22 protein-coding genes are annotated in these 26111 nt (G+C 71.4%); 12 read left to right on the top strand and 10 right to left on the bottom strand.

The window, feature by feature from the left end:
• Window positions 1-14 precede the first annotated feature (14 nt).
• The 6 genes from hrpA to CRP27_RS08110 all read right to left on the bottom strand — a co-directional run bounded on the left by hrpA (window position 15) and on the right by CRP27_RS08110 (window position 10217).
• The gene (gene hrpA / locus CRP27_RS08135) at window positions 15-3863 is read right to left on the bottom strand and encodes an ATP-dependent RNA helicase HrpA (protein WP_097180157.1); all 3849 of its coding nucleotides are present in this window, start codon (window positions 3861-3863) and stop codon (window positions 15-17) included.
• 34 nt (window positions 3864-3897) lie between these two features.
• Window positions 3898-5730, bottom strand: a complete 1833-nt coding sequence (locus CRP27_RS08130) for a thioredoxin domain-containing protein (RefSeq protein WP_097180156.1) — start codon at window positions 5728-5730, stop codon at window positions 3898-3900.
• Window positions 5727-6215 (bottom strand): ATPase, encoded by a 489-nt coding sequence (locus CRP27_RS08125; protein WP_255257482.1) that lies wholly within the window; start codon window positions 6213-6215, stop codon window positions 5727-5729. Before CRP27_RS08125 ends, CRP27_RS08130 begins: the two co-directional genes overlap by 4 nt.
• Window positions 6216-6271: 56 nt before the next feature.
• Entirely contained in the window at window positions 6272-7339 is a 1068-nt protein-coding gene (locus tag CRP27_RS08120; RefSeq protein WP_097180155.1) for an NAD(P)-dependent oxidoreductase, read from the bottom strand.
• A 46-nt stretch (window positions 7340-7385) separates the two neighbouring features.
• The gene (locus CRP27_RS08115) at window positions 7386-8252 is read right to left on the bottom strand and encodes a sulfurtransferase (RefSeq protein WP_176505510.1); all 867 of its coding nucleotides are present in this window, start codon (window positions 8250-8252) and stop codon (window positions 7386-7388) included.
• A gap of 423 nt (window positions 8253-8675) precedes the next feature.
• On the bottom strand, window positions 8676-10217 hold the full coding sequence (locus CRP27_RS08110; protein ID WP_097180367.1) for an MFS transporter: 1542 nt from the start codon (window positions 10215-10217) through the stop codon (window positions 8676-8678).
• 179 nt (window positions 10218-10396) lie between these two features.
• Here CRP27_RS08110 and CRP27_RS08105 point away from each other — a divergent pair, with 179 nt between their 5' ends.
• Entirely contained in the window at window positions 10397-11044 is a 648-nt protein-coding gene (locus tag CRP27_RS08105; protein ID WP_176505509.1) for a TetR/AcrR family transcriptional regulator, read from the top strand.
• 24 nt (window positions 11045-11068) lie between these two features.
• Here the strand turns inward: CRP27_RS08105 and CRP27_RS08100 are convergent, their stop codons facing one another.
• On the bottom strand, window positions 11069-12700 hold the full coding sequence (locus CRP27_RS08100) for a dolichyl-phosphate-mannose--protein mannosyltransferase (RefSeq protein WP_097180365.1): 1632 nt from the start codon (window positions 12698-12700) through the stop codon (window positions 11069-11071).
• 53 nt (window positions 12701-12753) lie between these two features.
• Between CRP27_RS08100 and rsmI the strand changes: the two genes are divergently transcribed.
• From rsmI to rsmA, 4 genes are all read left to right on the top strand, one after another.
• Window positions 12754-13575 carry a 16S rRNA (cytidine(1402)-2'-O)-methyltransferase gene (gene rsmI / locus CRP27_RS08095; RefSeq protein ID WP_097180153.1) on the top strand — a complete coding sequence of 274 codons (822 nt, stop codon included), beginning with the start codon at window positions 12754-12756 and terminating at the stop codon, window positions 13573-13575.
• Window positions 13576-13695: 120 nt separating this feature from the next.
• Complete coding sequence (metG, locus tag CRP27_RS08090) at window positions 13696-15273, top strand: methionine--tRNA ligase (RefSeq protein WP_097180152.1); 1578 nt, start codon at window positions 13696-13698, stop codon at window positions 15271-15273.
• Window positions 15270-16178, top strand: coding sequence for a TatD family hydrolase (locus CRP27_RS08085; RefSeq protein ID WP_097180151.1), 909 nt, complete (start codon window positions 15270-15272; stop codon window positions 16176-16178). The genes metG and CRP27_RS08085 overlap by 4 nt, the downstream gene beginning before the upstream one ends.
• Window positions 16179-16180: 2 nt before the next feature.
• Window positions 16181-17032 (top strand): 16S rRNA (adenine(1518)-N(6)/adenine(1519)-N(6))-dimethyltransferase RsmA, encoded by an 852-nt coding sequence (gene rsmA, locus CRP27_RS08080; protein ID WP_097180150.1) that lies wholly within the window; start codon window positions 16181-16183, stop codon window positions 17030-17032.
• Window positions 17033-17034: 2 nt separating this feature from the next.
• Here the strand turns inward: rsmA and CRP27_RS08075 are convergent, their stop codons facing one another.
• Together CRP27_RS08075 and CRP27_RS08070 are read right to left on the bottom strand one after the other, a co-directional pair.
• A complete protein-coding gene (locus CRP27_RS08075; protein ID WP_097180149.1) occupies window positions 17035-17871 on the bottom strand; it encodes a pentapeptide repeat-containing protein in 837 nt (278 codons plus the stop codon).
• Window positions 17871-18341 (bottom strand): YbaK/EbsC family protein, encoded by a 471-nt coding sequence (locus CRP27_RS08070; protein WP_097180148.1) that lies wholly within the window; start codon window positions 18339-18341, stop codon window positions 17871-17873. Before CRP27_RS08070 ends, CRP27_RS08075 begins: the two co-directional genes overlap by 1 nt.
• 385 nt (window positions 18342-18726) lie before the next feature.
• Here CRP27_RS08070 and CRP27_RS08065 point away from each other — a divergent pair, with 385 nt between their 5' ends.
• Together CRP27_RS08065 and CRP27_RS18190 are read left to right on the top strand one after the other, a co-directional pair.
• On the top strand, window positions 18727-19266 hold the full coding sequence (locus CRP27_RS08065; protein WP_097180147.1) for a hypothetical protein: 540 nt from the start codon (window positions 18727-18729) through the stop codon (window positions 19264-19266).
• A 64-nt stretch (window positions 19267-19330) separates the two neighbouring features.
• On the top strand, window positions 19331-19768 hold the full coding sequence (locus CRP27_RS18190; protein WP_176505508.1) for a hypothetical protein: 438 nt from the start codon (window positions 19331-19333) through the stop codon (window positions 19766-19768).
• A gap of 15 nt (window positions 19769-19783) precedes the next feature.
• Here CRP27_RS18190 and CRP27_RS08055 read toward each other — a convergent pair whose 3' ends face one another.
• Window positions 19784-20575: an SDR family oxidoreductase gene (locus CRP27_RS08055; protein ID WP_255257481.1), complete on the bottom strand. Its 792-nt coding sequence runs from the start codon at window positions 20573-20575 to the stop codon at window positions 19784-19786.
• Between the two features lie 54 nt (window positions 20576-20629).
• Between CRP27_RS08055 and CRP27_RS08050 the strand changes: the two genes are divergently transcribed.
• From CRP27_RS08050 to CRP27_RS08030, 5 genes are all read left to right on the top strand, one after another.
• On the top strand, window positions 20630-21472 hold the full coding sequence (locus CRP27_RS08050) for a helix-turn-helix transcriptional regulator (RefSeq protein ID WP_097180145.1): 843 nt from the start codon (window positions 20630-20632) through the stop codon (window positions 21470-21472).
• A 182-nt stretch (window positions 21473-21654) separates the two neighbouring features.
• Window positions 21655-22653, top strand: a complete 999-nt coding sequence (locus CRP27_RS08045; protein WP_097180144.1) for a RimK family alpha-L-glutamate ligase — start codon at window positions 21655-21657, stop codon at window positions 22651-22653.
• A 108-nt stretch (window positions 22654-22761) separates the two neighbouring features.
• Window positions 22762-23814, top strand: coding sequence for an LLM class flavin-dependent oxidoreductase (locus CRP27_RS08040; protein ID WP_097180143.1), 1053 nt, complete (start codon window positions 22762-22764; stop codon window positions 23812-23814).
• Window positions 23814-25142, top strand: a complete 1329-nt coding sequence (locus tag CRP27_RS08035; protein ID WP_097180142.1) for an O-acetylhomoserine aminocarboxypropyltransferase/cysteine synthase family protein — start codon at window positions 23814-23816, stop codon at window positions 25140-25142. Before CRP27_RS08040 ends, CRP27_RS08035 begins: the two co-directional genes overlap by 1 nt.
• Window positions 25143-25151: 9 nt before the next feature.
• Window positions 25152-26084 carry a 4-(cytidine 5'-diphospho)-2-C-methyl-D-erythritol kinase gene (locus CRP27_RS08030; protein ID WP_079236901.1) on the top strand — a complete coding sequence of 311 codons (933 nt, stop codon included), beginning with the start codon at window positions 25152-25154 and terminating at the stop codon, window positions 26082-26084.
• Window positions 26085-26111: the final 27 nt, after the last annotated feature.

Here is a 26111-nt window from a genome sequence, read left to right as displayed (position 1 = left end):
ACACCGTAGACCGATCACCGAGCGGCGGACAGGGCCTTCGTGATCCGCTGCAACGACACCGTCTCGGCCGTCCCGAGCTCCTGCGCGAACAGGCTGAGGCGGAACTCCTCGAGCATCCACCGGGCGTGCACGAGCTCCGGGTGCGCGCCGACGGCGGGTGGGAACTCCCCACCGGCATCGACGTACCGGTCGGTGGCGACGGTGACCTCGCGCATCCAGGTCGCGTCGCGTCCCGGGTTCTGCAGGAGCTTCTGCACGCGCGCGTCCACACCCTGCAGGTAGACCCGGATGCGCCGGAGTCGGTCGAGGCCCGCCACCGAGACGAACCCGGGGAACACCAGTCGTTCCATCTGCTGTCGCATGTCGGTCAGCGCGGGCAGCAGCGACATCGAGTTCGCCTGCTTGAGGGACCGTTCCGCCGCCCGCTGTGCGGCGAGGACCGCGGCGACCTCGGACACGGCCGTGAACATCGTGTCGACGACCGACGCGGACACGGCGTCGCGGACGGCCTCGAACGCCGACTTCGTGAACACGAGCCCGTCGGGGTGCGCGCGGCGGATCCCGGCGTCGACGACCGCGGCGAGCACGTCGTCGAACAGTGCCGCCGTCGACGGATACGGGCTGGCGGCGAGTGCGAGCTTCTCCTGCGCCGTGAGGTGCGACTGGATGTACGACACGGGGGACGGCACGGCGTGCATGACGAGCCGACGGACGCCCGCGGGCATCCGGACGGCGCGGTCGGAGGGGGTCGCGAGCAACTGGACGCCGACGGTCGCCTTCGGCCCGGTTCCTTCCTCGACGAGCGCCGGGTAGGCGCGGATGACGCCGCCTGCCTGCTTGGTGTCGAGCGTCTCCGGCAGGTCCGTGTCGGGCCAGGCGATCAGGCCGGACCGTTCCACCTGCTGACCGCCACCGGCGGACGCGACGCGAGCCGCGCCTCCAGGCCGGCCTGCAGCCCGCACCGTGGCGGAGGCGACGCTCTGCTGGGTCCGGTCCTTGAGCTTCGTCTGCAGGGCAGACAGGTCCTTTCCGGCCTCGACCCGGCGACCCCGTTCGTCGACGACCGCCCACGTGGGCAGCAGGTGCGACGGGACGCGGGTGAGGTCGAAGTCGGACTCGGTGACGGGCACGTAGGTCATCCGCTGGATCGCCTTCGCGAGCGTCGCGCGGAACGACTCGGTGGGCTCGGTCGGGGCGTCGTCGGGGAGCTCGGCGACGATCTTCTCGGCCCAGTCCGCCGCGGGCACGACGTTCTTGCGGATCTGCTTCGGCAGCGACTTGATCAGTGCGGTGACGAGCTCCTTCCGGAGGCCGCGCACCTGCCAGTCGAAGCCCTCCTCGCGCATGCGGGGGAGCAGCGCGAGCGGGACCTGCACGCTCACGCCGTCGTCCTGCGCGCCCGGCTCGAAGCGGTACTTGATGGCGAGACGCTGGTCGCCGCTCCGCCACTGGGTCGGGTACTCGGCGTCGTCCTCTGCCGCTTCGGCGGCGTCCTCGTCGAGGAGGTCCGATCGCCGCATCGTGAGCAGCTCCGGCTGGTCGCGTCGCGTCTGCCGCCACCAGCCCTCGAAGTCCCGGGTGGTCGCGACGTCGGCGGGGATGCGGGCGTCGTAGAACTCGTACACGCGCTCGTCGTCGAACAGGATGTCGCGGCGACGAGTGCGCTCCTCGAGCTGTTCGAGCTGGCGACGGAGCTGCCGGTTCGACCGGTCGAAGGCCTGCTGGGAGTCCCACTCGCCCTCCACCAGGGCGTGCCGGATGAAGAGCTCGCGGGAGTGCTCCGGGTCGATGCGCGTGTACTGCACACGGCGGCGCTGCACGATCGGGACGCCGAACAGGGTGACCCGCTCGTAGGCGACGGCCGCACCCTGCTTCTTCTCCCAGTGCGGTTCGCCGTGGGTGCGCTTGAGGAGGTCCCCGGCGAGCGGCTCGACCCAGGCGGGGTCGATCCGACCGACGGTCCGGGCGAACAGCCGGCTCGTCTCGACGAGCTCGGCGGCCATCACGGCGTCCGGCTGCTTCTTCGCGAGGACACTGCCGGGGAAGACGACGAAGCGGGTGTTCCGCGACCCGAGGTAGTCGCGCTTCTCCTTGTCGCGGAGGCCGATCTGGCTGAGGAGTCCCGCGAGCAGTGACCGGTGCACGGCATCGCCGTCGTCGGAGCGGGACTGCCCGACCCGGACGTCGACCTGCTTCGCGGCGCGGGAGAGCTGTCGGTAGAGGTCCTGCCACTCCCGGATGCGGAGGTAGTTGAGGAACTCGGCCTTGCACAGCCGGCGGAACGCGCTCGACGACAGCTCGTCCTGCTTGTCCTCGATGTGGTTCCAGAGGTTGAGCAGCGTCAGGAAGTCGCTCGTGGGGTCGGCGAACCGGGCGTGCAGTTGATCGGCGTGCGCCCGCTTCTCGAGGGGGCGCTCCCGCGGGTCCTGGATGCTCAGGGCGCTGACGACGGCGATGACCTCGCGACCGACGCCCTGCCGTCCGGCCTCGAGCACCATCCGGCCGAGCCTCGGGTCGATCGGCAGCCGGGTGAGCTGCTTGCCGGTCTTCGTGATCCGGCCGTCGGTGTCCACCGCGCGGAGCTCGCGGAGCAGGTCGAGGCCGTCCTTCACGCCCCGGGAGTCCGGCGGCTGCAGGAACGGGAACGCCTCGATGTCGCCGAAGCCGAGCGAGATCATCTGCAGGATCACCGCTGCGAGGTTCGTGCGGAGGATCTCCGGATCCGTGAACTCGGGACGCCGGTCGAAGTCGTCCTCGGAGTAGAGCCGGATCGCGATGCCGGCACTCGTGCGGCCCGCGCGACCGGAGCGCTGGTTGGCGGACGCCTGCGAGACCGCTTCGATCGGCAGGCGCTGCACCTTGGCCCGCGGCGAGTACCGGGAGATGCGGGCGGTCCCGACGTCGATGACGTACTTGATGCCGGGGACGGTCAGCGACGTCTCTGCGACGTTGGTGGCGAGCACCACGCGGCGACGGATGCCGGGGGTGTGTCGGCGCTCGAACACGCGGTGCTGGTCGGCGGCGGACAGGCGCCCGTACAGGGGGAGGACCTCGGTGCCCGGGTACCGCTTGCCCTCGATGGCGTCCTGCGCGTCACGGATCTCGTTCTCGCCGGACAGGAACACTAGGACGTCGCCCGGGTCCTCCCGCGCGAGCTCGTCGAGCGCGTCGGTGATGCCCTGCATGGTGTCGCGGTCGTCAGCGGCGTTGCCGCCGCTGTCGTCCGTCCGCGGGTCGTCGTCGTCCTCGTCGTCCTTCTCGGACGCTTCCGTCACCAGCGGCCGGTACCGGATCTCCACCGGGTAGGTGCGGCCGGAGACCTCGATGATCGGGGCGTCCCCGAAGTGCTTCGAGAACGACTCCGGGTCGATCGTCGCACTCGTGATGATGAGCTTGAGGTCGGGGCGCCGGACGAGCAGCCGCTTGAGGTACCCGAGCAGGAAGTCGATCGTCAGGGAGCGCTCGTGCGCCTCGTCGATGATGATCGTGTCGTACCGCTGCAGGTCGCGGTCGAAGTGGATCTCGTTGAGCAGGATGCCGTCGGTCATCACCTTGATGCGGGTGTCCGAGCTCACCCGGTCGGTGAAGCGCACCTGGTAGCCGACGAGCCCGCCGAGTTCGCCGCCGAGTTCCTCGGACACGCGTTCGGCGATGGTCCGTGCGGCGATGCGCCGGGGCTGGGTGTGGCCGATGTGCTCGCGCCCGAGTTCGAGGCAGATCTTCGGCAGCTGCGTCGTCTTGCCGGACCCGGTGGCGCCGGCGACGATGACGACCTGGTTGTCCCGGATGGCGGCCGCGATGTCGTCCCGCCGCTGCGACACCGGCAGTTCGGGCGGGTACGTGATGACGGGCGTGGTCGACATGAGCATTCCAGCTTACAGCGGCCGGCGGCGCCGGTCAGGCCAGTTGCGTGCGGAGTTCGTCGCCGGTCCGCGCGGGGAGCGCGCACACCCGGTCGTGGCAGACGTACCCAGCGGGGTCGAGGGTGTCCCGGCCCTCGAACAGTTCGAACCCGGCGTCCGTCCAGGCCACCGCCTGGTCGGGCGTCACGAGCGCGAGCACCGTCCCCGGTCGACGAGCGTCGCGCGCCGTCGTCCGGAGCGGGTCGGTGGGATCGGACGCCACGACGACGACCTCTCGCGACGGCCGCTGCAGCGCGAGCGCGACACCGAGGGCGTCGGCGTGCCCGAGCGGTTGCTCGGTGCCGGTGACCGCCCGGTCGGCGACGAGCCGTGCGGCGGCCGCCCGGTACGTCGCGTCGCCCGTGAGCGCGGCGAGGACCGCCGACGCAGCGGCGAGCGCCACCGTCCCCGAGCGCATCGCCGTCTGCGGCTGCTCGCCCGTGGCCGTGCCGGCCGCCGCCAGCACGGGGTCGACCTCGAAGCGTCCGGCCAGTCCGTCGTCGACGAGCCCACGCGCGGTCACGGCGTACGACACCTCGCCCGTCACGAGCGCGAGTTCGAGCAGCCCCTCGGCGAGGAGTCCGACGTCCTCGATGGTCGGCGGTGCGCTCGACATACCGCGCGGGGTGCTCGAACGGACGCTGACGTGGCCGTTCTCGACGTGGGTCGCGAGCAGTGCGTCAGCCGCCCCGCGGGCGAGCGCGATCATCTCGTCGTCCGCGTGCCGTGCGCCCGCGACCGCGAGCCCGCGGATCGCCAGTCCGTTCCACCCCGTGAGCACCTGGTCGTCGAGCGGCGGCGGGTCGAGTCGTCCGCGCTCGTCGAGCGGCAGTCGGTACCACTCGCCCTCGACGCGCTGGCCGTCGATCGTCGACTCGCTGTCCTGCGCGGCGACGAACGCGCCGTCTGGCCGGCGGAGGGTGTCCCGCAGGAAGTCCGCGATGCCCCGCGCCTGGTCGACGCCGGCGACGGCGAGCAGGCCAGCGTTGTCGTAGAGCATCCGCTCGTAGTGCGGCACGCTCCAGTCCCGCTTGGTCGCGTACCGGAAGACGCCGCCGTCGACGTCGGTCAGCTCGGTGCTCCGGATCGCGTGCAGGGACCGGTCGAGCAGGGCGCCCGCCTGGTCGTCGCCGTCGGCGGCGGCGTCGGACAGGAACTCGAGCAGGGGTGCGCTCGGGAACTTCGGTGCGCCGCCGAAACCCCCGTAGGTGGTGTCCTCTGCCTGCGTGAGCAGGCCGGTGACGGCCCGGATGCTGTCGACTGCCGGGAGGCGCGGCTCGGCCCCGCCACCGGCGGCACCCGAGCGGGCGGTCGCGTCCGCCTCGGCCCCCTGCCGGATCGCCGTCGCGATGGCACTCGCGTTCGCGTCCACCTCGTGCCGCCGCTCCGTCCAGGCGTCGAGGACCGCCGCGAGGATCTGCCGAAACGACGGCACCTGCCCGACCGGCGTGGGCGGGAAGTACGTGCCCGCGAAGAACACGTGGCCGTCCGGTGTGAGGAACGTCGTCAGCGGCCAGCCGAGCTGCTGCGTGAAGGCGCTCGCGGCGGCCATCAGGCTGGCGTCCACGTCCGGGCGCTCCTCGCGGTCGACCTTCACGGAGACGACGCCCTGGCGGAGCAGCGCGCCGACCTCGGGGTCGGAGAAGCTCTCGCGCGCCATGACGTGGCACCAGTGGCACGTGGCGTAGCCCACCGAGACCATGACGGGCACGCCGCGCTCCCGGGCCTCCGCGAACGCCTCCGGCCCCCACTCGCGCCAGTCCACCGGGTTCGCCGCGTGCTGGCGGAGGTACGGGCTGACGGCGGCGCCGAGGCGGTTGTCGGTCATGCGTCCAGCCAACCCGTGAGCGACGCGAGCCGCACGGCGACCTCGGCCGGGGCAAGGGAGTCCGTGTCCACGCGGGTGACGGCGTCCCGGACAGCCGCGTCGAGCCTCCCGGCCGTCCGCGTGCTGTGGGCCAGCTGCGCCTCGGGGAGGTGACCACCCGACCGACGGCGGAGGCGGTCCGCCGTCGTCGCGTCCCCGGCACGGAGCAGGACCGCGGTCACGACGGGGTCGTCGCCCATCGCCGCGGCCAGGGCGTCCTGTTCGAGCACCGACACCGTGTTCGTGTAGACCAGCCGGTGGTGGCCGAGCTCGCGGTAGGCGGACCACATGGCCGCGAGGTTGCGCTCGGCGAGGTGCGCCTCGGGGAACTCGACGTGCGGCGCCGGATGGGCGAGGTCGAGCAGGTCGCCCTCGATCACGGCGTGCCGGACGTCCGCGGCGACGAGCAGGTCGTGCAGGGCCTCGGCGGCGGTCGACTTCCCCACGCCGGACCGTCCCCCGATGAAGAGGACCTCGGAGCGCGGCAGCACGTCGGCCCGGTTCAGTTCCAGGCCAGGGACAGCAGTGCGAGGGCTGCGTCCTCCGGGCCGTAGTCGAACAGGCGGTCCCAGAACGGGTCGGCTGCCCACGGGACGTCGCCGTCCGCGGGGGTCGCGTGCGCGGTCTCGACGAGCCAGTCGAGCTCCGGCCGGACCGCTGCCGCGAAGACCGGCGGCTCCCACCCGAGGGACCGGGCGGCCGTGGTGTCGAGGACGAACGGCGTGGGCGACGACCACGGGGTGGTGCCGACGAAGGCGGGGGCGTCGGCGTCGAGCAGGACCTCGTCGAACGGGTGGTCCAGGTGCCCGGCGATCGTCCGCACGATCTCGAGCACGTTCGGCGCCGTCTCGTCGGCGACGTTGAGGATGCGGCGGTCCGGGGCGTCGGCGACGAGCCGGACCAGGGAGGCGATGCCGCTCGCCGCCGTCGTGTGGTCGACGCCGCGACCGTGGTCGGCGAGCAGGATGCGCTCCCGGCCGTCCAGCGCGCGTCGGACCACGAACCACTCGCGAGGGCGGCCGATGCCCGGTCCGTACACCTTCGACGGTCGGAGCACCGTGACCGGGGCGCCGTGGTCGAGGAGCACCTGCTCGGCCGCGACCTTCGCGGCGCCGTAGCCGTCGCGGCTCGTCGGGTCGCCGTCCGCCGCGGCCACCGTGGGCTGCAGTTCGGTCACGGGGCCGCCGAACACGGGCTTCTCGGTGGCGTTCGCGTGGCGCCCCTGCTCGTCGACGTACACGGCCTTCGAGGACACGAACACGGTGGAGCCGACGTCGTCGAGGAACGGCCGGAGCTGCAGTGCGTCGTCGCGGGTCAGCCCGACGGTGTCCACGAGCAGGTCGGCACCGGGGCGGAGCAGCTCGCGGAGCACCGTGGTGTCCCGGCGGTCTCCGGGGACGAACGTCGCGCCGGCCGCCGTCAGGGCGTCGGCGGTGGGGCCGCCGTGCCGGGCGACGACGTCGACCTGCCAGTCGTCGGCCCCGCGGCCGGAGGCGTCGAGGAGATCACGCGCGACGGCCGAACCGATCCCGCCGGTACCGCCGAGGACGACCGCGCGTCTGGTGCTCATGCGTCAACGGTAGTCCGCGGTGGCGCTTCGCTCGTCGGCCCGTTGGTCAGGACGCGAGTGCCTCCGGCTCGCGCCGCCACCAGTCCAGCAGGGAGCCGTCGTAGACCCGGACCTTCTCGTGGCCCAGGACCGTCAGCGCGAGGGCGTCCACGCAGGCGGCGCTGCCCACGCCGCAGTACGTCACGATCTCCTCGGCGTCGAGCACCTCGGCGAACGCCCGCTCGAGTGCCGGTCCGCGCAGGTAGGCGTTGGTGTCCGGGTCGACGATCGTGTCCACGGCGATCGGGGTGCTGCCCGGGACGATCGGCGGGTGCTCCTCGCCGAGCGCCGACTCCGGGGCTGCGAACACCAGGGACGCGGGTTGCTCGCCCGAGACCGCTCGGAGGACGCGTGCGTGGTCGGCCCAGAGCGGACGCTCCTCGCCCGCACGGAAGGCTGCACTCGTGTCCGGCGCAGCGGCCTGGACGGGGCGGAGTGCACCCACCCGGACCGGACGGCCCTCGTCGCGCCACTTCGTGAAGCCGCCGTCGAGCACCGCCACCGAGTCGAAACCGAAGGACCGGAAGATCCACCACAGGCGTGCCGACCACTCGCCGACGCTGTCGTCGTAGACCACCACGGTCGACGTGTTCGTCACGCCGAGCTCCTGCGCTGCGGCCTCGAACTGCTCGGCGCCGGGGCGGGTGAAGGGCACGTCGGCGTCGGGCGTGGAGAACGCCTCGACCAGGTCGGCGTACCGGGCTCCGGGGACGTGCCCGTGCTGCTCGTAGGCGTCCTTCGCAGTGCGCCACATCGTCGCGAGGCCGGTCCCCACCGTGTGCACGGAGGCGTCGAGCACGACGAGCTCGTCAGCACCGAGGTGGTCTGCGAGCCACTGCGTCGACACGAGCGGCGAGGTCAGGACGGGGGCCATGGCGCACACGGTAATCGAGACCCCTGACGTCTGCGAGGGAATCCGACACACTGCGCAACCGGTAGGGGTTCTGGCGAAGGAGATTCGGGTGGGGCGGTCGCGGCGGCGGGTGCGGACTCGGAACGACATCGTGGTCGTCGTACGACATCGGGCTTGTCGCAGCCAGGCGTCCGCAACGACCCGCGCGTGCACCGAACGACGAGGCCGTCGTCGTACGACATCGACGTCGTCGTTCCGAGTCCGTGCGCGCGCAGGCGGCGGCGCAACCCCGGGTCCGCACGCGACATTCGACACCACACGAGTCGATCGACGGGTGCGATGTCGAAACACGCGTGCCACCCGCCCGCGCGCCGCACCCTCCCGCCCGCGCACGCAGGACGGCCCGCCCCGGAATCCAGGGCGGGCCGTTCGGCGTGCGGTGTGTCAGTGCGCGGCGGTCGGGATGCTCCCGGTCGTCGCCGCGCTGGCGTGTGCGAGCTTGTCGAGTCGCACCGACTGGCGGTTGATGAGGAGCCCACCGGCGAGGGCGACCAGGACGAGCACGCCCGCCGAGATGCCGAACGCCACGTGGTAGCCGTCGAGGACCGCCTGCGCCTGCTGGAGCTTCGTCGGCGCCGCGGACAGCCCGGTGAGGCTGTTCTTCACGACGTCCGCGAAGATCGTCGACAGGAGCGCGGTGCCGATCGAGCCGCCGATCTGCTGCATGGTGTTGACCGTCGCCGAGGCCACGCCGGCATCCGCCCGGGCGACGCCGGTCGTCGCGGTGTTCATCGCCGACGAGAAGATCGTGCCCATACCGAGGCCGATGACGATCAGCGCCGGCAGGACGGTGCCCGCGTACGAGGTGTCGAGGCCCGTGCGGAGGAGCAGCAGCAGACCGATCGCGGCGACGAGGCCACCGGCGAAGATGAGCACCTTCGGCCCGACGCGGGGCAGCAGGCGACCGCCGATCTGCGTCGCCGAGATCATGATCGACAGCGGCATCGGCAGGAACGCGAGACCCGTCTGCAGCGAGCTGAACCCGAGGGTCTGCTCGAGGTAGTAGGTCAGGAACAGGAAGATGCCGAACATGCCGATCGCGACGAGGCCGATCGCGATGAACGAGCCACCGCGGTCACGGTCGAGGACGACGCGCAGGGGCAGCAGCGGGTGTGCGACGCGCGTCTCGATGAACACGAACGCGGCGATGAGCACCACGCCCGCGGCCAGCATGACGATCGTGAGCGGGGAGTCCCAGCCGTTGGTCTCGGCGTTCGAGAAGCCGTAGACGACACCGACGAGACCGGCCGTGATCGTGATGACGCCGGCGACGTCGATGCGCGGACGCTCGACCTTCGGCGGCTTCGCCATGAACACGAGTGCGCCGATCACGCCGAGGACGGCGAAGACGACGTTGACGTAGAGGCACCAGCGCCACGACGCGTACTCGGTGAGGACCCCACCGAGGAGCAGACCGATCGCAGCACCGGAGCCGGCGATCGACCCGAAGATGCCGAACGCGCGCCCGCGTTCCTTGGGGTCACGGAACGTCGTGGTCAGCATGCCGAGCGCGGACGGGGCGAGCAGCGCGCCGAACACACCCTGGAGCGCACGGGCGGCGACGAGCAGGCCGAAGGAGTCCGCCAGGCCGCCGAGGACCGACGCGACCGCGAAGCCGACGAGCCCGATGATGAAGGTGTTCTTGCGACCGAAGAGGTCACCGAGTCGACCGCCGAGGAGCAGGAGGGAACCGAACGCGAGCGAGTACGCGGTGACGATCCACTGGCGCTGGTCGGTGCCGAACCCGAGGTCCGCCTGGGCCGAGGGGAGGGCGATGTTCACGATGGTGGCGTCGAGCACCACCATGAGCTGGGCGAGGGCGATGACCGCCAGGGCGATCCAGCGGTGGTTGGCCTTGGCGGGCGCGGAGCCCGAAGTCGTGGGTGCGGCCCCGGTGGGGGTCGGCACGGTCTGTTCTGCCGTCACGGCAGCCTCCTTCGAGAAGGTGGGAGGGATGGCGAAGCGCGCGCCGTCGGGCACTTCAAGGAGAGGGCTGTTCACGAAGGAACCAAAACGGATGCGATGCATCCGCTTGTCACCAGTGTAGACCGAAACGGAAGGTCCGCATCCACTTATTCCCAGAAAGTTCAACTACCGTCAGGAGCGTGAGCACCACCGACCTCGAGCGTCCCCTCCGCGCGGACGCCGCACGCAACCGCGAGCTGATCCTGCAGACGGCCCGCAAGTGCTTCGCCGAACGCGGGCTCTCGGTCACGCTCAACGACATCGCGCACGAGGCCGGGGTCGGCGTCGGGACGGTCTACCGCCGGTTCGCCGACAAGGACTCCCTGATCGAGGCGCTCCTCGCCACCAAGTTCGAGGCCATGAACGAGGCCGCGGCCCGCGCGGCGGACGAGGTCGATCCGCGCGAGGCGCTCCGCGTCTACCTGATGGGCGTGTTCGAGTTCCGTGCCCGCGACCGCGCCCTGGCCGACGCCATCGTCCGGGCCGGCAAAGCCCGACCGTCGATCGTCCAGGAGCGCGATCGCCTCGAGACCCAGGTCAGCGCGATCATCGAACGGGCCGAGACGGCCGGGGTCGTCCGCGTCGGCTTCGACTACCGCGACCTCCCGATGCTGACCTCGATGGTCGGCGCCGTGGCGGACTCCACCCGCGCGCACGACCCGAACGCCTGGCGTCGCTACGCCGAGGTCCTCATCGAGGGTGTCCTGCCCGGCGGCACGGAAGCGCCGATGGTCGGCACCCCGCTCGACCGCGAGTCCATCGAACGCGCGCTGCACTCCCAGAGCTAGGGCACGAACACAGCGAACCGAGCCCTAGAGCCAGCTCGGCAGCCAGTAGTGCGACCGGATGAAGTCCCACGGCATCTGCAGCCCGGTCCACATCGGGAACCAGTACGCCGACGCCAGGACGACGACCCCGAGGTACACGCCGACCCACACCACCGCCCGGGTCCGTCGTGGGCGTGGATCGCTCCGTGACCCGAGCACGAGCCCGATCGCCGCGGCCAGCGCCATCACCATGAAGGGCTCGAAGGCGATCGTGTAGAACTGGAACACCGTCCGGTTCACGTACAGCAGCCACGGCAGGTACCCGGCCGCGACACCCATCAGGACGAGGCCGTACTCCCACTTCCGGCGCATGATCCAGAGCACGAGGAGTGCCACGGTCGCGATGACCGCCGCGTACCAGACGAACGGGTTCGCGATGCCGGTGATGGCCTCGCCGCAGCGCGTCGCCGTGCAGCCGTCCTGGCCCGCGTTCGTGCCGACGTAGTACATCGACGTCGGGCGCTGCATGACGAGCCAGAGCAGCGGGTTCGCCTGGTACGAGTGCGGCGTGTGCAGGCCGATGTTGAACCCGTAGATCTCCGACTGGTAGTGCCACCAGTTCTGCAGGCTGTCGGGCACCCACGACAGGACCCCGGTCCACCGCTGCCCACCCGATGCGATCCAGTCGCGGTCCCAGCCGCCCTTCGACACGAACCAGCCGGTCCACGACGCCAGGTAGGTCACCGCCGCGATCGGCACGGTGAGCAGGAACGACACCGGGGCCTGCTGCAACAGGGCGCTCGACGACCAGAACTCGATGCCGGCTCGGCGACGCAGGACCATGTCCGACAGCACGGAGTACACCGCGAAGAACGCCAGGAAGTACATCCCGGACCACTTCGTCGCGGTCGCGAGCCCGAGCGCCAGCCCCATCGCGAGCAGCCACGGACGCCACCAGAGCACCGGCCCCCAGAGCGTGTCCCTCCCGGCGGCCGCGCGTCGGGCGACCCACGCGTCGATTCGTCTGGCCGTCCACCGTCGGTCGAGCAGCAGCGCGCCGAACCCGAGCACCACGAAGAACGTCAGGATCCCGTCGAGCAGGCTCACGCGGGACATCACGATCGCCTGTCCGTCGACCGCGAGCAGGAAGCCGGCGAGCGTGCCGATGAGCGTCGACCGGAAGAGCGACCGCGCGATCACGGCGGTCAGGAACACCGTCGCGATGCCGAGCACGGCGACCGCGAACCGCCACCCGAACGAGTCGTCGGCACCGAACAGGAGCATGCCGAACCCGATGAGGTACTTGCCGAGCGGCGGGTGCGCGATGAACTCCGCAGCGCTCGTGAACAGCGACGTCTCACCGTCGGCGAACCGCTGGTCCGTCGTCGGCAGCGAGTCGTCGTTCGGGTTGCCCGGCCACGTGCCCTCGTACCCGAGGTGGACGATCGACCAGCCGTCCTTGACGTAGTAGGTCTCGTCGAACACCAGCGAGTGCGGGTGCCCGAGGTTCACGAGACGGAGCACGGCGGCCAGCAGCGTGACGGCGAGCGGTCCGGCCCAGCGCCACGCGCCGACCCGCCACCCGACTGAGAGGACACGCCCCCACCAGTCGTCGAGACGGGAGCCGACCGGCCCGTCGGGGACGGCGGTGCGGTCGTCGGTCAGCTCGCTGGTCATCGGCAGCATCCTACGGATCGCTCCCAAGACACACCTGCCACCACAATGGGGAGGTGATCGTCCTCGCAGCAACGCCCATCGGCAACCTCGGTGACGCCTCCCGGAGGCTGATCGAGACGCTCTCGAACGCGAGCGTGGTGGCCGCGGAGGACACCCGCACCGCGATCCACCTCATGCGTGCGCTCGGGATCGAGAACCGTCCGCGGCTCATCGCCCTGCACGAGCACAACGAACGGGCCAAGGCCGCCGAGGTGGTGGAGCTCGCCCGGGACGAGGACGTGGTGGTCCTCACCGACGCCGGCATGCCCGCGATCAGCGACCCGGGCTTCCCCCTCGTCGAGGCCGCCGCTGCCGCCGGCGTGACCGTCACCGCACTGCCCGGTCCGTCCGCCGTGCTCATGGCGCTCGCCGTCTCCGGGCTGCCGACGGACCGCTTCAGCTTCGAGGGCTTCCCGACCCGCAAGGGCGGGGAACGCCGGCGGCTGTTCTCGTCGCTCTCCGGCGAGCAGCGCACGATGGTGTTCTTCGAGTCGCCGCACCGGCTGGCGGACACGTTGGCGGACATGGCAGCGGGCTTCGGTGACGACCGTCGTGCCGTGGTGTGCCGCGAGCTCACGAAGCTGCACGAGGAGGTCCGTCGCGGACCCCTCGCCGAACTCGCGACGTGGGCGGCCGATGGCGTCCGCGGGGAGATCTGCATCGTCGTCGAGGGTTCGACCGGTGCGCTCGACGTCACGACCATCGACGACGGCGTCCGGCTCGTGCTGGAACGGGTCGCCGCCGGCTCCCGCATGAAGGAGGCCGCGGCGGCCGTCGCGGACGCGACGGGACTGTCGAAACGCGACCTCTACGAGGGCGCGCTGGCGGCGCGGTGACGCTGCTGACAGGCGGCCTGGAGGCACGTGGCGGCGCCGCCACGTGCCTCCAGGCCGGTTGTCCACAGGTTGCGCGCGGGGCGCGTCATGCGTCTCCCGCCCGCCCGTAGGATGGTGGGCATGTCCGACGGCTCCTCGTTCAGCATCACCACGCCGATCTTCTACGTGAACGACGTGCCCCACATCGGGCACGCCTACACCGAGGTCGCCGCGGACTTCATGGCGCGCTGGCACCGTCAGCGTGGCGACGACACCTGGCTCCTGACCGGCACCGACGAGCACGGACAGAAGATCCTGCGCACCGCGAGCGCGAACGAGGTCACCCCGAAGGAGTGGGCGGACCGGCTCGTGACCGAAGCCTGGAAGCCGCTCCTCGACACGGTGGACGTGGCGAACGACGACTTCATCCGCACCACCGACGAACGCCACGAGCGGGGCGTGACGGCGTTCCTCCAGAAGCTCTACGACGACGGCTACATCTACGCGGGCGAGTTCGAGGGCTTCTACTGCGTGGGCTGCGAGGAGTACAAGCAGCCGAGCGACCTGGTCCCGGGCACCGGCGCGTACGAGGGGCAGCAGGTCTGCGCGATCCACTCGATCCCGGTCGAGGTCCTCTCCGAACGCAACTACTTCTTCCGGATGTCCGACTTCGAGCAGCGCCTGCTCGACCTGTACGAGTCGAACCCGCAGTTCATCCAGCCCGAGAGCGTCCGCAACGAGATCATCTCGTTCGTGAAGCAGGGGCTGCGTGACCTGTCGATCTCCCGCTCGAGCTTCGACTGGGGCATCACGATCCCGTGGGACAGCGACCACGTCCTGTACGTCTGGTTCGACGCCCTGCTCAACTACGTCACCGCGCTCGGTTACGGCAGCGACGACGACGAGGCGTTCCAGCGGCTCTGGCCGAGCGTGCACATCGTCGGCAAGGACATCGCCCGGTTCCACGCGGTGATCTGGCCGGCGATGCTCATGGCCGCGGGGCTCCCGGTCCCGAAGCGCGTCTTCGGTCACGGCTGGCTCCTCGTCGGCGGCGAGAAGATGTCCAAGTCGAAGCTCACCGGCATCGCGCCGTCCGAGATCACCGACACGTTCGGCTCGGACGCGTTCCGGTACTACTTCCTCCGCGCGATCACCTTCGGGCAGGACGGCAACTTCAGCTGGGAGGACATCTCCGCCCGCTACCAGGCCGAACTCGCGAACGGCTTCGGCAACCTGGCGTCCCGGCTGCTGGCGATGATCGGCAAGTACTTCGACGGCGCCGTGCCCGAGCGTGGCGAGCTGTCCGCGTCCGACCAGGCGATCGACGCGCTCGCCGAGTCGGTCACCACGCGCGCGGACGCGGCCATCGCCGCCTTCGCCCCGCACGACGCGATCGCGACCGTGTGGGAGCTGGTCGACGCCCTGAACGGCTACATCACCGAGCAGCAGCCGTGGGCGCTCGCGAAGGACGACGCCCAGCGCGAGCGGCTCGGCACCGTCCTCGCCACGGCCCTCCGCGGGCTGGGCACGGTCGCCGTGCTGGTGTCCCCGGTCATGCCGAAGGCGACCGAGAAGCTCTGGGCCTCGATCGGTGCCGGCGGGTCGATCGCCGAGCAGCGCGTGGACCGCGCCTGGGAGTGGCAGGGTGCGTCGACCGTCGTCCCGCTCGAGTCCGGACTGTTCCCGCGCATCGAACAGGCGGAGCAGGGCGCAGCGTGACCGACGCCCACCTCCGCTCCCGGGGCGACGGGGACGGTCCCAAGCGGGACCTGACCTACCCGCCGTTGCCCGAGGCGCTCGTCGTCCCGGTCTACGACAACCACACCCACATGGAGATCGCCGACGGTGGCGACGGCGCACTCGACTACCGGGAGCACCTCGACCGCGCGTCGAGCGTCGGCGTCCGGGGCGTCGTGCAGGTCGGTACCGACCTGGCGACCTCGGAGTGGTCCGCCGCCATCGCGTCGCGCGAACCCCGCGTGCTCGCCGCGGTCGCGTTGCACCCGAACGAGGCTCCCGAGCTCGACGCGGCCGGGCTGCTCGACGAGCACCTCGCCGGCATCGAACGGCTCGCGGCGCTGCCCCGCGTCCGCGCGATCGGCGAGACCGGCCTCGACTTCTTCCGCACCGGCGAGGACGGCCGCGACGCCCAGGTCCGGTCGTTCGAGGAACACATCCGGATCGCGAAGGAGCACGACCTCGCGCTGACGATCCACGACCGCGACGCGCACGACGCCGTGGTCGAGGTCCTCGACCGTGTCGGCGCTCCGGAGAAGACGGTGTTCCACTGCTTCTCCGGCGGTCCCGACCTCGCCCGCCTCTGCGCCGAGCGGGGCTGGTACATGTCCTTCGCGGGCACGGTGACGTTCAAGAACGCGGCACCCCTCCGTCAGGCCCTCGAGATCGCGCCGCGGCACCTCATCATGGTCGAGACGGACGCACCGTACCTCACGCCGACACCGTTCCGCGGGCGGCCGAACGCGCCGTACCTCATCCCGCTCACCCTGCGCTCGATGGCCGAGACCCTCGCCACGGACGCCTCGATGCTCGCGGCGCAGATCGCCTCCAACACCGAGCTCGTCTACGGCGCGTGGGACGCCGAGCCCGTGACGGTGGACGGGTAGTCGTGGCATCGCTCCTCGGCCCGGCGGAGATCCGGGACCTCGCGGCCAAGCTCGACGTCACCCCGACGAAGAAGCTCGGCCAGAACTTCGTGCACGACGCCAACACCGTGCGACGCATCGTGGCGTCCGGCCGCGTGACCGTCGACTCGAGGGTGCTGGAGATCGGCCCGGGTCTGGGCTCGCTGACCCTCGGGCTGACCGAGACCGGCGCGTCCGTCACCGCGGTGGAGATCGACGGCCGGTTGGCGGCGCAGCTCCCCACGACCGTGTCGACGATGCAGCCCGCGGCCCGACTCCGCGTCGTGCACCAGGACGCCCTCGCCGTCGTGGCGGACGACCTGCCGGAAGCGCCGACCCACGTCGTCGCCAACCTGCCCTACAACGTCTCCGTTCCCGTCCTGCTGCACCTGCTCGCGACGTTCCCGTCGATCGAGCGGGCACTCGTGATGGTGCAGGCCGAGGTCGGGTACCGCATCGCCGCGGGGCCGGGCAGCAAGGTCTACGGCGCCCCCAGCGTGAAGGCGGCCTGGTACGGCTCGTGGTCGATCGCCGGGCAGGTCAGCCGACAGGTGTTCTGGCCGGTCCCGAACGTCGACAGCGTCCTGGTCGGGTTCGACCGGCACGACCCGCCCGGTGACGAAGCGCTCCGGGCGCAGGTGTTCGCGCTCGTCGACGGTGCCTTCCAGCAGCGTCGGAAGATGCTCAGGCAGAGCCTGTCCGGCGTCCTCGGCAGCAGCGCCCGCGCGTCGGAGCTCCTCACCGCGGGTGGGGTCGACCCGACAGCCCGGGGCGAGATGCTCAGTGCCGACGACTTCGTGCGCCTCGGCCGGACGGTGCTCGCGGCCGCGGACTGAACTCACCAGTGCCCCGGGCGCTGGAACCCTTCCGGCAGGATCGTGGCGGCGTCGCCCCGAGCGGCGTTGACCTGCATCTGCGTGAGGAACACCGCTCCGCGGAGGTCGGTGCCGCGCAGATCGGCATCGCGGAGGTCCACGCCGAGCAGGTCGCAGCGATCCAGCCGAGCGGACCGGAGGTCCGCCGCGATCGCGAGGGAGCCGCGCAGCGTCGTCCCACGGAGGTCCGCGTCGTGCAGGTCCGCACCGACCAGGTCGCTCCCCGGACCGACCTTCCGGTGACCGGCGCCGAGCGGGCCCCGCGCTCGGGCGATCTCGCTCGCCTCGAGCAGGAGTGGGCGGGCGCGGTCGTACTCGGCGTCGACGTCGAGGGTGGCGAGCTCCTCCGGCGTCCCGTCGCTGAGGGATCGGACGCGCTCGAACGCCGCGACCCACCGATCCGCGTCCTCCGTCCGTCGTACCAGGGTGATCGCCTCGTCGAGGTACCGCAGCAGGTCGTGGAGCCGTCGGACGATCGGGAACGTGGCGAACATCGACCGCTGCGTCTCGGCGTCGTCCCGCCAGGACCGTCCGGCGAAGGTGTGCTGGGAGACCTTCTGCCCGGCACCGGAGCAGTCGAACACCGTGCAGCCGGAGAACCCCCGCGCACGCAGGTGCGGGTGGATGCGGCAGCCGTCCGCGTCGTCGAGGTTCGTGCACGGGTCGCCGGCGTCCTTGTCGAACGGGAAGTCCGCCGACTTCGCGAACGCCAGCGCGACGCAGCACAGGCCGAAGCAGTTCGCGCAGTCGGCTCCGAGGTCCTCCCGCCGCCCCAGCTCGACCCGTGTCCTCGTCGCCATCAGTGCTCGTTGACCCGGACGACCGTCCCGTTCGTCAGGGTCAGGAGCTGGTCGAACGTCAGGGGGAGCACGCTGTTCGCGGTCCCTGCCGCCGACCAGACGACGTCGTACTCGCGGAGGGCCTCGTCGACCACGGTCCGGATCGGTGCCGGGTGCCCGACGGGGGAGACGCCACCGATGGGCTGCCCGGTGACCTCGCGGACCTGCTTCGCCGTGGCCATGGTGAGCTCGGTGACGCCGAGCTGGCCGGCGAGCAGATCCGTGTCGACCCGGTGGCGCCCGGACGTCATCGCGAGCAGGGGCTCACCGTCGGCCAGGAACAGCAGGCTGCTCGCGATCGCGCCCGGTTCGGTGCCGAGCGCGGCGGCGGCCTGCGCGGCGCTGTGCGTCGAGTCGGGCAGTTCCCGGGCGGTGGAGTCGATGCCGGCTTCGGCGACGATGCGCTGGACGGTGGCGAGACGGTCGTTCATCACCGCCCATCCTCTCCTGATCCGCCGTCCGCGCGCGAGCATGATCGATCGGGAGATGAAATACAACATGTTTGCAGGCTGTGGTCGTGCCGATCTCCGGTCGCAGCACGAACCAGAGGAGCAACCATGGACAGCGCCCATCGTCAACGCGAACGCCTTCGACACTCGCAGGCGTTCGCGCCTCGAATCCTCACGCCGGCGGAGATCGAGGCACGCCGGATCCGACCGAGTGGCAGTGCCGACGAGCGAGCAAAGCGTGTCCGGCAGATCCTCGACGCCTCGACGTTCACGGTCACGCCACGCCGAGTCCGCCGATCGAGCGGCTGGTTGGCTTCCTGAAGGGACCACGAGCGCAATGCGATCGCACCGCCCCTACGATGACGGCATGACCGACGGGACGGTGCGATCGCACGCGCAGGGCATGGCCGCCGACAAGGTGCTCGCTGCTACCGGGCGGACCCCGGAGGACTGGTACGCCCGCATCGACGCGGCCGACGGACGGACGATCGGTCACCCGGCGATCGCGAGCTGGCTCGTCGACCAGGGCGTCGACTCGTGGTGGGCGCAGGGCGTCACCATCGGGTACGAGCAGGCACGTGGACTCCGGATCCCGGGGCAGCGGTCCGACGGCTCCTTCGCGGTGTCGGCGTCCCGGCAGGTGCCCGGCGACCGTGAAGCGGTGCTCGACGAGATCGTGCCGGTGTTCACCGACGCGTTCGGCTTCCCTCCGACCTCGGAGCGCCGGGGCGGGAAGCGTCCGTCGGCACGGTGGACGTTCCCCGATCGCGAGTCGGTGCTCCTCACCACCGAGGACGGCTCGCGCGCGGGCACGGTCCGGATCGCGGTGCAGCGCGAACGGCTCACCGGGCCGGAGCGCATGCCGGACGCCAAGGCGGAGCTCCAGGGCCTGCTCGTCGGGCTCTGACCGGCGCGTCACCACGTGAACGGGGGCGCGCGCGGACCGGTCCGTCGGCCCTAGGCTCCGTCGGGTGTCTGCACCTCGCTCCCGTTCCTCGCTGGTCGTCCTCCTGACGGCGGTGGTCGCGGGGTGCGCCATCGTCGTGTTCGCCGTGCGGGCGCTGCTCCGCGATCCGTTCGACGACGCCGCGTGGGTGGCCGTCGTTCTGGGTGCGTTGTTCGTCGCGTGGGGGATCGCGTTCGACCGACTCCCCGACGACGACGACCTCGACCACGACCACGACGACGACGACCGTGACGACCACGACCGGCGCCGCGTCACAGGTGTCCTGTCGACTGCCATGGCCGCGACAGGCGCGTACGTGGTGATCCGCGCCATCGGCCGTCCCGTCGACACCGCCCTCGTGGGTGCCCTCGCGTGGCCCGCCTGGCGGCTCGTCAACCGGTGGCTCGACGGCGTCATCCGGCGGCGCGAGGCCCGCGGCGAACCGGACGGCGCCGCCGACTGAGCCGGGCGCGGTCCGTCAGTGCCGACGGGCCGCCAGCATCTCGATGAGCTCCTGCTGCTTCCCGTCCCGTTCGGACCAGCGCAGCGGCAGGACGTTCTGCACGAGGATCTCCGGCGCAGCACCGGACTGCAGCAGCGAGACCACCTCGGTCAGGAAGTCGTCGAGCGGCATCCCGCCGAAGTCGACCCCTTCGCCCATCAGGTCCGTGGCGACCGCCGGCGGGACGAGCTCGAGCACGGACACGGACGAACCGGTCAGCTGCTGCCGGAGGGACTGCGTGTACGAGTGCACGGCTGCCTTCGTCGCGCTGTAGGTCGGCGTCGCGGCGAGCGGCGTGTACGCGAGTCCGGACGAAACGGTGATGATCGTCGACGTAGGTCGGGTGAGCAGGTGCGGCAGGAATGCGTCGACGAGGCGGATGGTGCCGAGCAGGTTGGTCTCGACGGTGGCGACGGCGTCCGTGAGGTGCTCCGACGAACGGAGGTCCTCGGCACGCATGATCCCCGACATCGTGATGACGGTGTCGAGCGACGGGTGTGCGTCGATGACGGATGCCGCCGCGGCGGTGATCGACGCGGGGTCGGTCACGTCGAGCTCGACGGTGCCGAAGCCGTACTCGTCGTGCAGGGAGTCGAGCAGTGCGCGGCGTCGGCCGCCGATGACGACGGTGCTGCCCGCTGCCTGCAGGCGCTGGGCGAGCCCGAGGCCGATGCCCGAGGTCGCGCCGGGGATGAAGACGGTGGAGTTCGTGATGTCCATGTCGACCACGATCCGCCGCCCGCGGTACTCGAACCAGAGCGCCGTCATCGGGGGACCGGCGATCCCTGGCAGGGACGTCGGCGGCGGTGCACGATGAGGGACATGGACCGCCCCGGGCTCGCCGACTTCCTCCGCCGCCGCCGTGAACTGCTGCGCCCCGAGGACGTCGGGCTCGGGTCCGGGCAGCGTCGACGGACGCCGGGACTCCGGCGCGAGGAGGTCGCGGCCCTCGCGGGCATGTCGGCCGACTACTACACGCGCCTCGAGCAGCAGCGCGGCCCGCAACCCTCCGAGCAGATGGTGGCGGCGATCGCCCGGGCGCTCCGGTGCACGCTCGACGAGCGTGACCACCTGTTCCGCCTCGCGGGACACAACGCCCCCGCGCGGGTGCACCGATCCGACCACGTCGACCCGGCGATCCTCCGGGTGCTCGACCGACTCGAGGACACCCCAGCGATCGTGGTGAACGACCTCGGTGAGACGCTCGTCGAGAACCGGCTCGGCGCGGCGCTCCTCGGCACCACGATCGGTCTGCCCGGCAACGAGCGGTACCAGCCGTGGCGGTGGTTCATGACGGAGTACGAGCGGGCCAAGTACGCCCCGGAGCAGCACGACCGCCTGGCGCGGGCCCAGGTCGCGTCGCTCCGTGCGGCGGTGGGGGCCGCCGGCCCGAACGACGCACGGGCGGCCGAACTCATCGCCGACCTCGAGGCGCACAGCGAGGAGTTCCGCGCGCTCTGGTCCCTGCACGAGGTGGCCAGCCGCTGGGAGGACCACAAGACCTTCGTGCACCGCGAACTCGGCTGGATCACCGTGGACTGCCAGGTGCTCCACACGACGAGCCAGACCCAGGCGCTCCTGCTCTTCACCGCACCGGCGGGGACCGAGGGCGCGCAGAAGCTCGAGCTCCTCGGCGTCGTCGGCCAGCAGACCTTCACACACTGACCCCGCCCTCGCACCGTGCGAGGTGGCGCACGCACCGTGCGAGGATCCGCGCGGCGTGCGAGCCCGCGTGCCCCGCACACTGCGCGGAACCTCGCACACTGCGGCCAACCGCCGACGCAGCGACAGGAAACCCCGCGTCACACACTTGGCCCCGCCCAGCACGACCTGCCTATGGTGGCGACGTGAGCACTCCGCGCGTGTACGTCATCCACGAGAACCCCGAGTGGTTCCCGCCGCTCGCCGCTGCCTTCGAGGCCGAGGGGGTCCCGGTCGAGGAGATCCTCCTCACCGAGGGCCAGATCGACCTCGCAGCCGATCCAGAACCGGGCGTGTACTGGTCCCGCATGTCGGCGTCGAGCCACACGCGCGGGCACGAGCACAGCAAGGAGTACACCCGCGCGGTCCTCGGCTGGCTCGAGCGTGCAGGCCGCCAGGTCGTCGGCGGCAGCCACGTCCTCGAGCTCGAGGTCTCGAAGGTCGCCCAGCACGGCCTGCTGCGGGGTGCCGGGTTCGACGTGCCGCGCACGACCGCGGTCTTCGGGCCGACGACGCTCAAGCAGGCGGCGCACGACTTCACGGACGGCCAGGACGTCCCGTTCATCACGAAGCACAACCAGGGCGGCAAGGGCCTCGGCGTCCGCCGCTTCGACTCGCTCGCCGAGTTCGACGCCTACGTCGACAGCCCGGAGTTCGAGGAACCGGTCGACGGCATCACGCTGCTGCAGGAGTACCTGACGGCCCGCGAGCCCTTCATCACGCGGGTCGAGTTCGTCGGTGGCGAGTTCGTCTACGCCGTCCGCGTCGACACGAGCGCCGGCAGCTTCGAGCTGTGCCCGGCGGACGCCTGCGAGGTGCCCCAGGTCATCGCTGGTGCGGTCTGCGACGTGCCCGGAACCGAGACCGCAGGAGCACCCCCGGCGTTCAGCGTCCGGACCGAGGTCACGGCCGAGCACCCGCTCGTCGAGCAGCTCCGCACCTTCTTGGCCGACCAGCGCATCACGATCGCGGGCGTCGAGTTCATGGAGACCACGGACGGCCGCACGGTCGTCTACGACATCAACACGAACACGAACTACAACCCGGCCGTCGAGGAGACGGCGCCGGCCTCCGGCCCGCGCTCGATCGCGCGGTACCTCGGTGGCCTGCTGGAGACGCAGTACGCAGCGCAACTCACGGCCTGAGAACGCAAGAACCACCGGACTGGAGGCCCGTGGCGGGCCCGCCCCGCGCCTCCAGTCCGTCCCGCGCCCCTTCCAGGGCACTCCCCACCTCCCCAAGGAACTCACCCCGTGCGATTCGGATACTGGACCCCGCTCTTCGGCGGCTGGCTGCGCAACGTCGAGAACGAGCACATGCCGGTCACCTTCGACTACGTGAAGCGCCTGGCGCAGCGCGCCGAGCGCATCGGCTTCGACCTGACGCTGGTGCCGGAGCTCAACCTCAACGACATCAAGGGCACGGCCGCGCCGTCGCTCGAGGCCTGGTCGCTCGCGGCGGCCATCGCGGCGACGACCGAGCGGCTCGAGATCATGGCGGCGATGCGCCCCGGGTACCACCTGCCGGCCGTGACGGCGAAGCAGGCGGCGACGATCGACGACATCTCCGGCGGCCGGTTCACGTTCAACGTCGTGAGCGCCTGGTGGGCGGAGGAGGCGAAGCAGTACGGCGGGATCTTCTCCGAGCACGACGACCGGTACAAGCGCACGGCGGAGTTCGTCGAGGTCATGCAGGGGATGTGGCGCGAGACGCCGTACTCGTTCTCGGGCGAATACTACGACATCCAGAACGCCCACCTGGAGCCGAAGCCCCGCGTGACGCCCCGCATCTACGCCGGCGGCGAGAGCGAGGCGGGCAAGGCGGCGATCACGGGGTACGCCGACGCGTACGTCACCCACGGCGGCACGGTCGAGGAGCTCCGGACCAAGATCGCCGAGATGAAGCAGCGCCGGGTCGACGCCGGGCTGCCACCGTTCGAGGCGTTCGGCATGGCCGCGTACGTCATCGTCCGCGAGACCGAGGAGGAAGCGCAGGCCGAGCTGGCGCGCATCACCGACGTGCAGCACGGGCAGGCGTACGAGTCGTACCAGGACTTCATCTCGAAGTCGCAGCTCGAGCACGTGCCCTCGTTGGAGGACTACTCGGTGTCGAACCGTGGCCTCCGACCCGGGTTCGTCGGGACACCCGAGCAGGTGGCGGCGCGGATCCGCGAGTTCGAGGACGCCGGGGTGGACACGCTGCTGCTGCAGTTCTCGCCGCAGCTCGAGGAGATGGACCGGTTCGGTGAGCAGGTCATCCCGCTCGTGCGACCGTCCGTGACCGTGCCGTCCGGAGCAGCCGTCTGATGGGCACGACCGAGGACGAGTGGGCCTTCGAGACCCGCCAGATCCGCGCCGGGTACAAGGCCGACCCGGGCTGGGGTGCCAACGTCCCGCCGATCGCCCAGAGTGCCGCGTTCGTGTACCCGTCCGGCGAGGACGCCGCGGACCGCTTCATGCTCAACGCGCCGGGGCACACGTACTCGCGCGTGAACAACCCGTCGGCGGCCGCACTCGAGCGGCGCATCGCCGACCTCGAGGGCGGCGTCGGTGCCCTCGCGCTCGCCTCCGGCCAGGCGGCGACCACCCTGGCCGTGCTGGGGGTCGCGCGTGCCGGCGACCACGTCGTCTCGAGCGCCTCGCTGTACGGCGCGACCTACACGCTGTTCGCGTCGACCCTGCGGGACCTCGGCATCGCGTTCACGTTCGTGCAGGACCCCACCGACCTCGACGAGTGGGCGGCGGCGGTCCGTCCGGAGACGAAGGCGTTCTTCGGGGAGTCGATCCCGAACCCGCGCGGCGACGTCCTCGACTTCGCGGGCGTGGCCGGGGTCGCGCACGAGGCCGGCGTCCCGCTCATCGTCGACAACACGATCGCGACGCCGTACCTCGTCCGGCCGATCGAGCACGGTGCCGACATCGTCGTGCACTCGGCGACGAAGTACCTCGCCGGGCACGGCAGCGCCATCGCGGGGCTGATCGTGGACAGCGGGAACTTCGACTGGGCGGCCTTCCCGGAGCGCTTCCCGCAGTTGGCGTCCACCGAGCAGTCCGGGTTCGCGAACACGAACTTCGCCGAGAAGTTCGGCCGCCGCGCGTTCATCCAGCGCACCCGGTCGAAGCTCTCCGCCGACCTCGGCCCGGCGATCGCGCCGTTCACCGCGTTCCTCGTGCTGCAGGGCATCCAGACGCTGTCGCTCCGCATGGACCGGCACGTGTCGAACGCCGCAGCGGTGGCCTCGTGGCTCGACGCGCACGACCAGGTGCTCGGCGTGCACTACGCGGGGCTGCCCTCGTCGCCGTGGCACCACCTGCAGCAGCGCTACGTGCCCGCGGGGCCGTCGGCGGTGCTCGCGTTCGACCTCGAGGGTGGGGTCGAGGCGGGGCGCCGGTTCGTCGCAGCGCTCGAGTTGTTCGACCACGTGTCGAACATCGGCGACGTGCGGTCCCTCGTGGTGCACCCGGCGTCGACCACGCACGTGCAGATGACGTCAGCGGAGCGGGCTGCATCGGGCGTCGGGGACGGCCTGATCCGGCTGTCGATCGGTCTCGAGCACGTCGACGACATCCTCGCCGACCTGGCTCGGGGCTTCGCGGCCGCGACATCGGGCGTCTCCGCTGCCACGTCGGGATAGGTTGGGGGCATGACCACGCTGGCCGCTCCGACCCGCGTGCGGACGCGCGCCCCCGGCAAGATCAACGTGTACCTGTCGGTCGGGGCGTTGCAGGACGACGGCTACCACGACGTGGCGACGGCGTACCAGGCGGTCTCGCTGTACGAGGACGTCTCCGCAGAGCCGGCCGACGACTTCTCGGTGACGTTCACCGGATCGATCGACACGAGCGGCGTCCCGGTGGACGAGTCGAACCTCGCCATCCGGGCAGCACGGCTCGTGGCGGACGCTGCGGGCTACCGTGGCGGCGTCCGGCTCACCATCGACAAGCAGGTCCCGGTGGCCGGTGGCATGGGCGGGGGATCGGCCGACGCGGCCGCGACCCTGCTCGCCGTCGACACGCTCTGGGGGACGGCGCTCGGGCGTGAGGAACTGCTCCGGCTCGCCGCACAGCTCGGCGCCGACGTGCCCTTCGCGTTCGCCGGCGGGACCGCGGTCGGCACGGGCCGGGGCGACGAGCTCAGCCCGGCGCTGGCGAAGGGCGAGTTCCACTGGGTCCTCGCGCTGAGCGACGACGGGCTCTCCACCCCGGCGGTGTACCGGGCGCTCGACGAACACCGCGAGCGCTACCGGGCGGACATCGCACCGGCGCCGACGACCCCCGTGGTCGAGGCCAACGTGCTGCAGGCACTGCGAGCCGGCGACCCCGACCTGCTCGCGGACTGCCTGTACAACGACCTGCAGGCACCGGCCATGCGCCTGCAGCCGCGCCTCGCGTCGACGCTCGAGATCGGCGAGAAGGCCGGGGCGCTCGCCGGGCTGGTGTCCGGCAGCGGGCCGACGGTGGCGTTCCTCGTCGCCGACCGTGACGCCGCGCTCGAGGTGCAGGTCGAGCTGAGCGCCGCGGGCATGGTGGCCGTCCGGGCAGCGGGGCCGGTGCACGGCGCCCGCGTGGTGCACTAGTCAGCCCCTCGGCGCGTCCCTGTGGCC

The organism is Curtobacterium sp. 314Chir4.1, assembly GCF_900215175.1.
Classification (GTDB): domain Bacteria; phylum Actinomycetota; class Actinomycetes; order Actinomycetales; family Microbacteriaceae; genus Curtobacterium; species Curtobacterium pusillum_A.
The sequence above is the reverse complement of the archived record's forward strand: the minus strand, read 5'-3'. Positions and strand labels throughout refer to the sequence as shown.